The organism is Streptomyces prasinopilosus (assembly GCF_001419695.1).
Taxonomy (GTDB): Bacteria; Actinomycetota; Actinomycetes; order Streptomycetales; family Streptomycetaceae; genus Streptomyces; species Streptomyces prasinopilosus.
This window is the reverse complement of the sequence record NZ_LIRG01000200.1, coordinates 1-13732: the sequence shown is the minus strand read 5'-3', so window position 1 is coordinate 13732 and position 13732 is coordinate 1. Positions and strand designations below refer to the sequence as shown.

The 13732-nt window shown below is 74.6% G+C and carries 11 protein-coding genes and 1 pseudogene; 6 read left to right on the top strand and 6 right to left on the bottom strand.

Features of this window, described 5'->3' with window-relative positions:
* Positions 1–50 precede the first annotated feature (50 nt).
* From AOK18_RS10120 to AOK18_RS10095, 6 genes are read right to left on the bottom strand one after another with little or no spacing between them, the layout of a single operon-like run.
* On the bottom strand, positions 51–851 hold the full coding sequence (locus tag AOK18_RS10120; protein ID WP_055694086.1) for a class I SAM-dependent DNA methyltransferase: 801 nt from the start codon (positions 849–851) through the stop codon (positions 51–53).
* Complete coding sequence (locus tag AOK18_RS10115; protein WP_079104939.1) at positions 848–2239, bottom strand: MFS transporter; 1392 nt, start codon at positions 2237–2239, stop codon at positions 848–850. The genes AOK18_RS10120 and AOK18_RS10115 overlap by 4 nt, the downstream gene beginning before the upstream one ends.
* Positions 2223–3314 carry a dipeptide epimerase gene (locus AOK18_RS10110; RefSeq protein ID WP_055694085.1) on the bottom strand — a complete coding sequence of 364 codons (1092 nt, stop codon included), beginning with the start codon at positions 3312–3314 and terminating at the stop codon, positions 2223–2225. Before AOK18_RS10110 ends, AOK18_RS10115 begins: the two co-directional genes overlap by 17 nt.
* Positions 3311–4399 (bottom strand): PLP-dependent cysteine synthase family protein, encoded by a 1089-nt coding sequence (locus AOK18_RS10105; protein ID WP_055570354.1) that lies wholly within the window; start codon positions 4397–4399, stop codon positions 3311–3313. The genes AOK18_RS10110 and AOK18_RS10105 overlap by 4 nt, the downstream gene beginning before the upstream one ends.
* Positions 4396–5244: a Rossmann-like domain-containing protein gene (locus AOK18_RS10100; RefSeq protein WP_055694084.1), complete on the bottom strand. Its 849-nt coding sequence runs from the start codon at positions 5242–5244 to the stop codon at positions 4396–4398. The genes AOK18_RS10105 and AOK18_RS10100 overlap by 4 nt, the downstream gene beginning before the upstream one ends.
* Entirely contained in the window at positions 5241–6497 is a 1257-nt protein-coding gene (locus AOK18_RS10095) for an ATP-grasp domain-containing protein (RefSeq protein ID WP_206281519.1), read from the bottom strand. The genes AOK18_RS10100 and AOK18_RS10095 overlap by 4 nt, the downstream gene beginning before the upstream one ends.
* Before the next feature lie 366 nt (positions 6498–6863).
* On the opposite strand from AOK18_RS10095, the gene AOK18_RS10090 reads away from it, so the two are divergent.
* From AOK18_RS10090 to AOK18_RS10065, 6 genes and pseudogenes are all read left to right on the top strand, one after another.
* Positions 6864–7529, top strand: coding sequence for an urease subunit gamma (locus tag AOK18_RS10090; RefSeq protein WP_055694083.1), 666 nt, complete (start codon positions 6864–6866; stop codon positions 7527–7529).
* Positions 7510–9342 (top strand): urease subunit alpha, encoded by a 1833-nt coding sequence (locus AOK18_RS10085; RefSeq protein WP_055570357.1) that lies wholly within the window; start codon positions 7510–7512, stop codon positions 9340–9342. The genes AOK18_RS10090 and AOK18_RS10085 overlap by 20 nt, the downstream gene beginning before the upstream one ends.
* Before the next feature lie 89 nt (positions 9343–9431).
* Positions 9432–10106, top strand: a complete 675-nt coding sequence (locus AOK18_RS10080; protein WP_055694082.1) for an urease accessory protein UreF — start codon at positions 9432–9434, stop codon at positions 10104–10106.
* 44 nt (positions 10107–10150) lie between these two features.
* Positions 10151–10846 carry an urease accessory protein UreG gene (ureG, locus tag AOK18_RS10075; RefSeq protein ID WP_055694081.1) on the top strand — a complete coding sequence of 232 codons (696 nt, stop codon included), beginning with the start codon at positions 10151–10153 and terminating at the stop codon, positions 10844–10846.
* A complete protein-coding gene (locus AOK18_RS10070; protein ID WP_079104938.1) occupies positions 10843–11679 on the top strand; it encodes an urease accessory protein UreD in 837 nt (278 codons plus the stop codon). The genes ureG and AOK18_RS10070 overlap by 4 nt, the downstream gene beginning before the upstream one ends.
* A 326-nt stretch (positions 11680–12005) precedes the next feature.
* Positions 12006–13732: pseudogene (locus tag AOK18_RS10065) on the top strand (catalase); the annotation flags it as partial.

Below are 13732 nucleotides of genomic sequence, written 5' to 3'. Positions count from 1 at the left end.
TCCGGGGTCCGTGTCGGGTGGATGGGGCCGGGTGGGTCCGGTCCGGCGGGTCAGGTCCGGCGGGCCACCACGTGCAGCCGGTCGGCGTCGGTGGTGCGGCCGGGGAGCAGGCCCTCCCGCCACGGCGGCTCCGTGCGCGGGCCCGGCCCGTCGTGGAGTTCCAGGACCTCGAAGCCGTGCGCGGCCAGGAAGTGGCGCAGCTCCTGCGGGAACAGCAGCCGCCACGCGGAACGCTGCTCGACGGGTTCCGACCCGTCGTCCGCGGTCCAGACGCGGGTACGGCACAGCAGTTGGTCCGTGCGGTTCAGCGTGAGGGTGGTGGTGGACCGGTGGACGGTGCCCCGCCAGGTGAAGCCGGCGGTTCCGGGCGCGTCGAGCAGGTCGGTGCGGCCGAGGAAGTACGCGCCGTTGCGCATCTCCGCGACCAGCAGCCCGCCCGGGGCCAGGGCGCGGCGGCAGGAGGACAGGAACCCGTCGAGCTGGTCGTTGGTGTGGCAGTACAGCAGGGTGCTGTCCAGGCACACCACGGCGTCGAACGCACCCTGCCCGAGGTCGAATCCGTGCAGGTCGGCGCGGACGTACTCGGGGCCCGGGCGGCGTGCGCGGGCGTGCGCGAGCATCGCCTCGGAGAGGTCCGCGCCGGTGACCCGGCGGCCGGCGCCGTGCAGGTGGGCGGCGTCGCGGCCGGTGCCGCAGCCCATGTCCAGCACCCGCCGGCCCGTCCCGTGCCGCCGCAGGCAGTCCTCCGTCCAGCGCCCGGCCAGCCGGCCGGGGTCGGGGAAGCGGGCCTCGTACAGCTCGGGGTGGTCCGTGAGCAGGTTGCGTGCGCTCGCACCCGTCCCGGGGCTCATGTCGGCGTCCCTCCCTGGACCTTCCGGGGTTCCCGGACCTCCCGGTCCCTCCGGTCTTCCTGGATCTCCCGGGCGTCCCGGGCCTCTCGGGCGCCCCGGCCGTCCCGGTCCCCCCGGCCCTCCCGGGCCGCCACGGGGGCGGCGGGGTCCGGCGCCGCGGGCAGCGTCCCGAGCCGGCGCAGCCGGGCCACCCCGAGCGCGGAGGCGAGCCCGAACAGCGCGCAGCACGCCCACGGCAGCCACGCGGCGTCACCGTGCCGCCCGGCGTCCATAGCCCGGCCGACGACGGCGTTGCCCACCGCGGCGGCGACGCCCGAGACGACGTAGAAGATCCCGAAGTAGGTGCCGGTGAGCCCGGGGCGGCCGAAGGCGGGGATCAGCTCCATCACGAACGGCTGGGCGACCATCACCCCGAGGTGGAGCAGCAGGGCCCCGGCCAGCACGGGCAGGGCGCGCAGCACCGCGTCGGCCGTACCGTCCGGCCCTCCGCCGCCCGCGCCCGTGACCAGGACGGGCGGCAGGAAGGCCAGCGCCATCAGGCCCAGCCCCACCGCGATCCAGCGGGCCCGGTCCCCGCGTCGCCCGAGGGCACGGGTGAGGCGCAGCTGGAACGCGAGACCGGCGAGGGTGCCGAGGACGAGGACGGGCCCGGCGGCGCCGTCCCAGCCGGTGGCCCGCCGCGCTCCCTCGGGCAGCAGCAGGTACAGCTGGTTCTCCAGGGTGAACATGCCGACCATGGCGAGCGCGAAGGCGAGGAAGGCGCGGTCGCCGAGCACCTCGCGCCAGTCCGCCAGGACGGTGCCCCGGCTCGGGACGACCTCCCGGGCGGGCAGCACCAGGGCCTGCGCCACGGTGAGGACCGCGAAGATCCCGGCGGCGGCCAGCGCCGACGCGCGGAAGTCCACGAGCAGCAGCACGCTCCCCAGCAGCGGCCCCGCCAGTGCTCCCGCGGTGGCGAACACCTGGAACAGGGCGAACGCCTCCGCCCTGCGCTCCCCGGCCTCCTGGGCGAGGTAGGCCCGCACGGCGGGGTTGAACAGGGCCCCCGCGAACCCGCTGAGGACGGACGCGGCGAGCAGGACGGCCAGGCCGTCGCCGAGCGCGAACAGGGCGAAGCCCACGGTGCGCAGGGCGCAGCCGGCGATGATGACGCCCCGTGCGCCGAGCCGGTCGGAGGCGGAGCCGCCGACGAGGAACAGGCCCTGCTGGCTGAGGTTGCGCACGCCGAGGACGACGCCGACGACGACGGCCGACAGGCCGAGGTCCTCGGTGAGGTGGGTGGCGAGGTAGGGGACGAGGAGGTAGAAGCCGGTGTTCACACCGAACTGGTTGACCATCAGGAGCCGGACCGCGAACGGGAACCGGCGTATCTCATGCCAGGTCTTCACGGCGCACCCCCGTCCGCGCCCGGTCCGCAGGGCGCGTCCCCCGCGGTTCGACGCCCAGTCCGGGCAGGCCGCTCGCCCGGACGAAGCCGTCCTCGCCGCCGATGCCGGTCCACGGGTCGTGGGCGAGCAGCAGGTGTCCGTCGAGGTCGGTCCAGCGGGCCCGGCCGGCGAGGTGCACGGCGGGTGCGAGCCCCAGGGTGCTGGCGGCCAGGCAGCCCAGCATCAGCCGCGTGCCGCTGCCGTCGAGCAGTTCGGCGATGCGCAGCGCCGCGTGCACGCCGCCGCACTCGGCGAGCTTGACGTTCACGCCGTGGACGCGCCCGGCCAGCCGGCGCACGTCCTCCAGGTCCGCGGCGTCCTCGTCGGCGACGACCGGCAGCGGTGAGCGCTCGGCCAGCCGGCCCAGCGCCTCCGGGTCGCCGGGGGCGAGGGGCTGTTCGACGGCCTCGACGCCCAGGGCGGCGAACCGGGGCAGCAGCGCCGTCGCCCGCGCCACGGTCCACGCGCCGTTGGGGTCGAGGAGCAGCCGGGCCCGGGGCGCCGCGCCGCGGACGGCGCGGACGCGCTCCACGTCCTCCTCGGGGTCGGGCGTCCCCGCCTTGACCTTGATCACTTCGAAGCCGCTCGCCGCCAGGGACCGGGCCCGTGCCGCCGCGCGGGCGGGGGAGGTGATGCCGATGGTGCGGGCGGTGGCCGCGACCGGGGGCTGCGCGAGGCCCAGGAGCCGGTGGACGGGGCGGCCCGCCCGCTTGCCGACGAGGTCGAGCAGGGCCGCCTCGACGGCGGCGGTCACGGCCGGGGGAGCGCTTCCCCGGGACGGCCCGTCCGTCCGTAACGCCTCCAGCGCGCTCTCCGGGTCGGGGAAGCGGGCCAGGTCCGCACCCGCGGCGGCGAGGAGACGGCCGAGGGTCCCGGCGTCGAGGCGCTGGCGGACGCTGGTGACGGCCTCGCCGTGGCCGCTCACGCCCTCGTGTGCGACGTCCAGCCACACGGCGTCGCGGGCGGACATCACCGAGCGGGAGATGCGCAGCGGTTCGGCGAGGTCGAGGCGCACGGTGCGCCGGCCGGTCTTCATGACGTTCCTTCCGGACGGGGGACGGCGTCCGCGGGGCCGGCGACGCGCGCGCACCGCGTCCAGCCGGTGGCCTCGACCGCGCGCGGGTGCGGGATCTCGACGGGCCGGGTGGCCGCGGCGGCCGGGTCGAGGCCGTGGGCGGCGGTGAAGTCGTCGTCGTAGACGGTGCCGAGGTAGCGGTGCGGTCCGTCGGGGAAGACGGTGGCGACGACCGCGCCGGGATGGACCCGGGCCGCCCAGGCCGCCACGCGGGCGACCGCGCCGGTGCTCCAGCCACCGCTGACGAAGCTCTCGCGGGCCAGGCGGCGGCAGCTGTCCACGGCCTCGGCGGGCCCGACCCAGTGCACCTCGTCGAAGGCGCCGTGGGCGACGTTGCGCGGGTGGATGCTGCTGCCGAGGCCGCGCATCAGCCGGGGCCGTGCGGGCTGGCCGAAGATGGTGGAGCCGATGGAGTCGACGCCGACCAGCCGCAGCGCGGGCCAGTGGCGGCGCAGCGGGCCGATGACGCCGGCACTGTGCCCGCCGGTCCCGACGCTGCACACGAGGATGTCCACGTGGTCCAGCTGGGCGGTGAGTTCGGCGGCCAGCGAGGCGTAACCGGCCGTGTTGTCGGGGTTGTTGTACTGGTCGGGCCAGTAGCCGTCGGGCAGGACGGCGAGCAGTTCGCGCAGCCGGGCCAGCCGGGCGGCCTGCCAGCCGCCGTGGGGTGCGGGCCGGTCCACGATCTCCAGCCGCACCCCGTGGGCGCGCAGCAGCTGCCGCATGGAGGGCTCCAGTTCGCTGTCGCCGACCAGGACGACGGGATGCCCCAGGGCCTGGCCCGCGAAGGCGAGGCCGATGCCGAGCGTGCCGGAGGTGGACTCCACCACCGGTGCGCCGGGCCGCAGTTCGCCGCGCTCCCGGGCGCCCCTCAGCATGGAGACGGCGGCCCGGGCCTTCATGCCGCCCGCGGCGAGTCCTTCGAGCTTGGCCCAGAACCCGGGGTGCGGCCGGGGCAGGCCGGCGGTGACGCGGACCACGGGCGTGCGCCCGAGCAGGGTGAACAGTTCCGGGTGGGCGGCGGGGCGTACGGCGGTCGCGGTCACCGGGCGCCTCCCGGGCGGCCGGCGCGGTAGCGGTGCAGGACGCCGGGGCCGCCGTCCAGCCAGAAGAAGGGGTACGGCTCCGCGCACACCGCGCTCACCCCGTGCCCCAGGAAGCGGGGGAGGACGGCGCTGCCGGTCTGGGCGAACACCACCAGCTGCTTGCCCCGCCGCAGCGCGTGCTCCCGCAGCGGCTCGAAGGTGCCGTTGCCCAGCGTCATCCCGGACACGAGCAGCGCGTCGCACCGGCCGGCCGCGCCGATAGCGTCGGTGACGACCGGCTCGCCCCACTCCGTCAGGCCGCCCTTGAGGTCGCACGGGACGTAGCCGAGTCCCCGTGAACGCAGCTGCTCCAGCAGCGAGTTGACCACGCCGACCACGAGCACCACCGCCCCGGGCGGCAGGTCGAGCAGTTCCACCACGGCCCGCGCCCGGGCCCGGGACTTCTCCAGGGACGTCCCGCCCGGCAGAGGCACGGGCAGGGCCCCGTTGGCCGGGGTGTGCGGGGCGGCGTGCATGAGGTAGGCGTCCAGCGCGGCGACGCGCACCGCGGGCAGCGGGTGCGCCAGCAGGCGGGCCACGTCCGCGCCGGCGCAGTCCTCCACCGCTCCGTCGGGCAGCGCGCCGGGTTCCACCGCGCAACTGCCGACGGCCCCGGCCAGCCGCAGGCTGAGGACCTCGTTGCGGTAGCCGCCGCCGCGCCCGTCGTGCCGCACGGCCTGCCGGGTGGTGAAGGCCACGGAGATCCGCTGCGCGGCCGGGTCCGGGCCGAGTCCACCGGCACGGGCCCGCGCCAGGAGCGTGTCGTACGCCGTCGCGCGGGCGGGCGCCGGGGTGGCGGAGGTCATCGGATCACCATCCCGGAGCGCAGTTCGCCCAGCAGGGTCTCGACCCGCGCACGGGCGCCCGGTCCCAGGGGGTCCCCCGCCATGACGTGGCCCAGGTACTCGTTGTTGCTGCCCGCCGGCCTCACCGGCGTGCCGGGTGCGGCGAGCTCCGCCTCCAGCACGTCCGGCGCGGTGAGCAGCCGGCTGCCGTCCAGGGCGTCGAGCGTGCCCGCGGTGTCCGGCACCAGGAAGCCGACGGCGGCGCTGGCGAGTCCGGTGGCCGTGCGCCGGAGGTCGGGCGCGCGGCCCAGGGAGACGTCCACGAAGGCGGCGGCGAGGTCGACGCCGGTGACGTGGCGCACGAGTTCGGTGATGCGGTTCCCCGCGGGCCGCGGGTTGACCTCGACCACGCGCGGCCCGGCGGAGGTCAGCTTGATCTCGGTGTGCGCCACCGCGGCGTCGGTCAGGCCGAGCGCCCCGAGCGCGCGCAGCGCGGTGCGCCCGGCGGCCTCCGCGTCCGCGGCCGGCAGGGCCGCGGGGAACATGTGGCCGGTCTCGACGAACGCGGGTGCCCCGCCGACGCTCTTGTCGGTCACGCCGACGACGTGGACCGTGCCCGCGTGCGACACCGTCTCGACGCTCACCTCCGGGCCGTCCAGGAACTCCTCCAGCAGGACGGCGGGCACCCGCCGCTGCCCGCGCGCGTTGACCGGGAAGCCGGCCAGCTCCTTCACGGCCGCGGCGAGCTGCTCCTCGTCGTCCACCCGGCGCACGTACATGCCCGCGCACAGGTCGACGGGCTTGACCACCAGCGGGTAGCCGATCTCCCGCGCCGCCCGCGCGAGGTCGGCCCACGCCTCGTGCACCGCGAACCGCGGTCCGGGCAGCCCGGCTTCGGCCAGGACGCGACGGGTGGCGTCCTTGCGGCAGGCGTCGCGCACCGGCCCGGAGCCCGGGCCGGGCAGTCCGAGCCGCTCGGCCGTCCGGGCCACCGTCGGCAGGTAGTAGTCGCAGGAGGTGAGCACCCCGTCGAACCCGAACACCGCGTGCAGCCGCTCGACCCGGGGCAGCAGGGCCTCGGCGTCGTTGGTGTCCGCGGTGATCACGTTGCGCGCGCCGAGCAGCGGGTGCGCCGCCCCCTCGGGCGCCGCGCGCAGGTAGTGGTGCAGGTCGCGGGTGAGGAACGTGAACTCGTGTCCGCCCTCCCGTATCGCCCGCGGCAGCAGCCTGCTCATCGACCCGACCCAGCTCTCGACCACCAGCAGATGAGCCACGACTCCCCTTTTCGTGTCGTCCCCCACGGCGCGGTTCCGGCGCCGGGGCAGCCCGACGGCACCCGTGAGGAGGGGCCGGGCCGCACGGAGCACACAGTATCGCTAATGATTTTCATTGTCAGTTGTCTTGAGGGGGGAGGCGGGAAGGGGAGGCCGGAAGGGGCGGCCGGCGCACCCGTGACCGCGCCCCGTGTGCCGCTCGTGCCCCCGGTTCATCCGATCAGGGTCTTTGGGGAGGGTTCCTCCTCGTCGGTGCCCTTTGCTCTTCGATGATCGGTCCGCGGCGGACGCGGGAGGGACGCCGCACCGTGCGGTTGCGACGAACCGCGCACCCGGTCGAAGCGACGAACAGGAGAGGGGGACCGCATGCACCTGACTCCGCACGAGCAGGAGCGCCTGCTGGTCCACGTGGCGGCCGATGTCGCCCGGCGACGCCGTGAGCGAGGACTGCCGCTGAACTATCCCGAGGTCATGGCGCTGTTGACGGCGCACGTCTACGAGGAGGCGCGAGCCGGGGCGACGGTCGATTCCGTGATGGAGTCCGGACGCCATGTGCTGCGGCGCGACGACGTCATGGACGGCGTACCGGAGATGATCACCAACGTCCAGGTCGAGGCGACGTTCCCGGACGGAACGAAGCTGGTGACCATCCACGAGCCGTTCGACGCGCCCGCCACCGAGGTCGACGTCCACCCGGGCAGAACGGAACCGCTGCCGGACGAGGACGAGTTCGGGGTGGCCTTCAACGAGGGCTCCACCCCCGTGCCCCTGCACGTGTCCAACCCTTCGGACCGCCCGATCCAGGTGGGCTCCCACTTCCACTTCGCCGAGGTGAACGAAGGGCTCGACTTCCCCCGCGAGGCCGCCCACGGCATGCGGCTGCACATTCCGTCCGGCACGTCCGAGCGGTTCGAACCCGGCGACGAACGGACCGTGTCGCTGGTCCCCATCGCCGGCGACCGGATCGTCGGCGGACTCCAGGCGGACAAGAGCGAAGAGGAGAAGCACCTCGATGCCCGACGAGACCGGTAACCCCCCGGCCCCTCTGCCGCGGTCCCGCTACACCGACCTCTACGGCCCCACGGCCGGCGACCGGGTCCGGCTCGCCGACACCAACCTCGTCCTCAGGATCGAGGAGGACTGGTGCGGCGGCCCGGGGCGCAGCGGCGACGAGATGGTCTTCGGCGGCGGCAAGGTGATCCGCGAGTCCATGGGCCAGTCGCACATCCCCCGCGACGATCCGCGCAAGCCGGTGGACACGGTGATCACCGGCGCCCTGATCCTGGACCACTGGGGCGTGGTGAAGGCCGACGTCGGACTGCGCGACGGCCGGATCCAGGCGATCGGCAAGGCGTACAACCCCGAGACCATGTCGCCGCGCCCCAACGACGACCCGCGCGCGTCCGACTTCGTCGTGGGGCCCGAGACGGAGGTGATCTCCGGAAAGGGACGCATCCTGACCGCCGGCGGCGTCGACACGCACGTGCACTTCCTGTGCCCCGGCCAGATCCACGAGGCGCTCGCCTCGGGCGTGACCACCCTGATCGGCGGCGGCACCGGCCCCGCCGAGGGCAGTACGGCCACGACCGTCACGCCCGGCAAGTGGCACATCCAGCGGATGTTCGAGGCACTCGACGCCTACCCGGTGAACATCGGCCTGCTCGCCAAGGGCAGCACGGTCTCCGAGAAGGCGCTGCTCGACCAGGTCGCCGCCGGCGCCCTCGGCTTCAAGATCCACGAGGACTGGGGCGCGACCCCCGCGGTGATCGACGCGGCCCTGACGGTGTGCGAGGAGACCGGGGTCCAGGTCGCCCTGCACGCCGACTCCCTGAACGAGTCCGGCTTCGTGCAGCACACCTTCGCCGCCACCAAGAAGGACCGCCGCACCAAGGACGCCAAGTACCGCAGCCTGCACATCTTCCACATCGAAGGCGCCGGCGGCGGCCACGCGCCCGACATGATCAGCCTCGTGAGCAAGCCGAACGTGCTGCCCGCGTCGACGAACCCCACCCGGCCCCTGACGGTCAACACGGTCAAGGAACACGTCGACATGATGATCGTGTGCCACCACCTCAACCCCGAGGTGGACGCCGACATGAAGTTCGCCGACTCGCGGATCCGGCCCTCCACGATGGCCGCCGAGGACCTGCTGCACGACATGGGCGCCATCTCGATGATGTCCTCCGACGCCCAGGCCATGGGCCGCATCGGAGAAATGATCATGCGGACCTGGCAGACCGCGCACGTCATGAAGTCCCGCTACGGCCACCTGCGGGAGGACGACGCCGGCGCGGACAACTTCAGGGCCCGGCGCTACGTCGCCAAGTACACCATCAACCCGGCCCTCACCCACGGCATCGGCCACGAGGTCGGCTCCGTCGAACCGGGCAAACTCGCCGACCTGGTCCTCTGGGAACCCAAGTTCTTCGGCGTGAAACCCCACATGGTCATCAAGGGCGGCCAGATCGCCTACGCGCAGATCGGCGACGCCAACGCCTCCATCCCCACCCCGCAGCCCTATCTGCCGCGCCCGGTCTGGGGCTCCCGGGGCCGGTCCCCCGGGGCGAACTCCTTCAACTTCGTCGCGGAGGCGGCCCTCGACGGCGAACTCTCCCGGACCGGACTGCTCAAGCCCCTGCGCGCGATCCGGTCCACCCGGGAGGTCACCAAGGCCGACATGGTGCACAACGACGGCCTGCCGGACATCGTCGTCGACCCCGACACCTTCGAGGTCACCATCGGCGGCGCCACCACCTCCGACGTCCGCACCACGGTGGACGGACACGAGGTCGGGCGGAACTACGCGACGGAACTGCCCATGGCCCAGCGCTACTTCCTGTTCTGACCGTCCCGGCCGTTCCGGCACCCCCGGTCCGGGCCGGCCGCACCGGCGCGGGCCGGCCCCGCCCCTCACGAAAGGAGGACGGCCACCCCATGAGCCGCACCGCCCTGCTCATCCTGGCCGACGGCCGCTTCCCCGCCGGCGGACACGCCCACTCCGGCGGGATGGAGGCCGCCGTCGCCTCCGGAGGCGTGCACGACACCGCGAGCCTGGAGGCGTTCTGCCGCGGACGGCTGCACACCGCCGGACTGACCGCGGCCGGCCTGGCCGCTGCGGCCGCCACCGGATACGACGCCCTGGCCCTGGACGACGCCGCCGACACCCGCACCCCCGCACCGGCGCTGCGTCGCGTCGCACGCCGCCTGGGCCGGCAGATGATGCGCGCGGCCCGCGCCACCTGGCCCTGCGCCGGCCTCGACCACCTCGCCCGCCACCGGCCGCAGGGACCCCACCAGCCGGTCGTCCTCGGGGTCGCGGCACGCGCCGCCGGACTCACCGCGCTCGACGCCGCCCACGCCGCCGTGTACGAGAGCGTCGGCGGCCCGGCGACCGCGGCGGTGCGCCTGCTGAGCCTCGACCCCTTCGAAGCCACCGCGGTGCTGGCACGGCTCGCCGACGACCTCGACGCCGTCGCCGCCGCCGCGTCCGACGCGGCGGGGCGCGTCGCCGTGGAGGGCGTCACCGTCCTGCCCGCCGCGTCCGCCCCCCTGCTGGACATCACCGGCGAACAGCACGCCGCCTGGGCCGTCCGCCTCTTCGCCTCCTGACCACCATCCCCTTTTGACCGTTCCCGGACCGAGCTGGAGCCCCCGTGCACCTGGACCACCCCGTGACCCTGCCGCAGCGCCACACCTACAGCGCCGATCCCCGGCACCCGGACGGCAGCCACCGCGCCCTGCGGATCGGCTTCGGCGGACCGGTCGGCTCGGGCAAGACCGCGACCGTCGCCGCACTGTGCCGCACGCTGCGGGACCGCCTGTCGATCGCCGTGGTCACCAACGACATCTACACCCAGGAGGACGCGGCGTTCCTGCGCCGCGAGGCGGTGCTGCCACCGGAACGGATCGCCGCCGTGGAGACGGGGGCCTGCCCGCACACCGCGATCCGCGACGACATCTCCGCCAACCTCGAAGCGGTCGAGCAGCTGGAACAGGCCCTGGAACCGCTCGACCTGATCCTCATCGAGTCCGGAGGGGACAACCTCACCGCGACCTTCTCCCGCGGCCTCGTCGACCACCAGGTCTTCGTCATCGACGTGGCCGCCGGCGACGACATCCCGCGCAAGGGAGGACCCGGCATCACCACCGCCGATCTCCTCGTGGTCAACAAGACCGACCTGGCCCCGTACGTCGGGGTCGACCTGGACGCCATGGCGGCCGACTCCCGCAGGCAGCGCAAGGACCTGCCGTTCGTCTTCACCAGCCTGACGGCGGCCGACGGGGTCCGCCCGGTCGCCGACTGGGTCACCGAGTGCCTCGCCGCCCGGCACCCCGGAGCCACCCGGTGAGGGACGCCGCACCGCCGCCGGCCCTCCACCCCGTCGTTCCTCACGCCGACGGCCCCGCCCACCCGGCGGGCGTCCGCGCCGCCGCCCGGCTGCGAGCCACCCACAACGGCCGCGCCACGACGGTCCCTCTCCTGCACAGCGACGGACCCTTCCACCTGCGCCGGCTCCGGCCCCGGGGAGAGCGGGCGCGGGTCTGCGTGCTGGGCGCGATGAGCGCGCCCCTCGGCGGAGACCGGCTCGCGCTCGACATCACCGCCGAGGCACGCACCCGGCTGGAGGTGACCACGGCCGCCGCCACCATCGCGCTGCGCGGCCCCACCGCCGACCCCGCCACCTACGACGTACGGCTCACCGCCGGCGAGGACGCCTCCCTGCGCTGGCTGCCCCAGCCGTTGATCAGCACCCGGGGCAGCACCGTGCACCAGACGTACCGGGTGGAACTCGCCGGCAGTTCCCGGCTGCTCCTGCGCGAGGAACAGCTCCTCGGACGCACCGCGGAGCCACCGGGCCGTCTGTCCACGCGGCTGACCGTGCGGCGCGACGGCCGGCCGATCCTCGACCAGCACACCGTCTACGGCGCCCCGACGCCGGCCTGGGACGGGCCCGCCGTGCTGGGCGGCCACCGCGCGACCGGCCAGCTCCTCCTCGTCGGCCCCGGTCTGGAGGCGCCCCCGGAGCCCGTCCTCCTCGGCGACCCGGCGGGGGGACACTGCGTCCTGGTGCCGCTCGCCGACGGTCCGGCCCTGCTCGCCACCGCTGTCGCCCCGACCCCCGCCCGGCTGCGCCGCCTGCTCGACGAGGCCCTCGCCCGGGTGCCCGGCGCGGAGACATAGCCGGGGACGGCCCGGCACACCGCGGCGGAAGACGCGACGGCCCGGGCCACCACCGGCGGCGCCGGGGGAACCGTGTCCCGGCCCGCCGGACGCCGCCCGCGTCCGGGGTCCCCCCGTCGGCCCAGCAGGAGGCGCCCGCCCGGGTGAGGGCGCCGAGGATGCCTTATGGGGCCTGCCCAGGGGTATCCGGTGGGCCGTAGCGCCGGATGGCGCAGCGCGTGTGTCGGCCCGCGTGGCGCGGGGTACCCGCCGTCGGTCGATGCCGCCCCTGTCCGAGTGCTGATCGCCCTGTGCGTGGCACTGCCCGTCGTGAGGATCGGAACCAAGTGAGCGAGAAGAAGACACCCGTGTCGGCCGCCGCGGAGAAGATCGTGGAGAAGGTGCAGGAAGCCGTCAACGGGCCGCAGGAGATTCCCGGCGCCCCGGGCCCGGAAGCCGCGTCCTTCGAGGAGCCGACCGAGGCCCGGGAGCCGCTCCCGCCCAAGCGCGACCAGCGCGGACCGGACACATACAGTCCCACCGGCCAGCCCACCGGAGCCCGGCAGGGCCGGATGGCCCAGGACGGCGCGTACCTCACCACCGCCCAGGGCGCGCGCCTGTACGACACGGACCACTCGCTGAAGGCGGGGCCCCGCGGCCCGGTGCTGCTCCAGGACCACCACCTGCGCGAGAAGATCACCCATTTCGACCACGAGCGCATCCCCGAGCGGGTGGTGCACGCCCGCGGTGCCGCCGCCCACGGGGTCTTCCGCAGCTACGGTTCCGCGGCGGGGATCACCAGGGCCGGCTTCCTGGCCGAGGGCGTCGAGACGCCGGTGTTCGTCCGCTTCTCCACGGTGCTGGGATCGCGCGGTTCGGCCGACACCGTGCGGGACACGCGCGGCTTCGCGACGAAGTTCTACACCGACGAGGGCGTCTTCGACCTGGTCGGCAACAACATCCCGGTGTTCTTCATCCAGGACGCGATCAAGTTCCCCGACGTGATCCACGCCGGCAAGCCGCACCCGGACCGGGAGATCCCGCAGGCGCAGAGCGCCCACGACACGTTCTGGGACTTCGTCACCCTCCACACCGAGGCGACGCACCACACGCTGTGGAACATGTCGGACCGCGGCATCCCGCGCTCCTACCGGATGATGGAGGGCTTCGGCGTCCACACCTTCCGGCTGGTCAACGCCGAGGGCGCCACCACCCTGGTGAAGTTCCACTGGAAGCCGAAGCTGGGCGTGCACTCGCAGGTGTGGGAGGAGGCGCAGATCACCGCGGGCGCCGACCCGGACTTCCACCGCCGCGACCTCGCCGACGCGATCGAGGCGGGCGCCTTCCCCCAGTGGGAGCTGGGCGTGCAGACCTTCCCGGACACCGAGGACCAGATGTTCGAGGGGATCGACCTGCTGGACCCGACGAAGATCGTGCCCGAGGAGCTGGCCCCGGTCCGCCCGATCGGCCTGATGACCCTCAACGCCAACCCGTCGAACTTCTTCGCCGAGACCGAGCAGGTCGCCTTCCACGTCGGCCACCTGGTCCCCGGCATCGACGTCACCAACGACCCGCTGCTGCAGGGGCGTCTCTTCTCCTACCTCGACACCCAGCTCAGCCGGCTGGGCGGACCCAACTTCGGGCAGTTGCCGATCAACCGCACGCACGCGCCCGTCAACGACATGCTGCGGGACGGCATGCACCAGACCGCGGTGCACCGCGGTCTGGTGCATGCCGTCCCGCAGCATGTCCCCCACGGAGCGCGAGCACATCGTCGACGCCTACACCTTCGAGCTCGGCAAGTGCTGGGAGCAGGCCGTCAAGGAGCGGGGGCTGCAGGTGCTCGCCAACATCGACGCGGACCTCTGCCGGCAGGTCGCGGCCGGCCTGGGCCTTCCGGCCCCCGAACCGACCGTCCCCCCGGCCGCGGTCGAGCCGAGCCCCGCGCTGTCCCAGATCGGCGAGCGGTGGCCGGTCGACGGCCGGATCGTCGGCATCGTCAGCGACGGCACGGAGGACCTGGACGGGGTGCGGGAGACGCGCCGCGCGGTCCTCGACGCCGGCATGGTCCCGC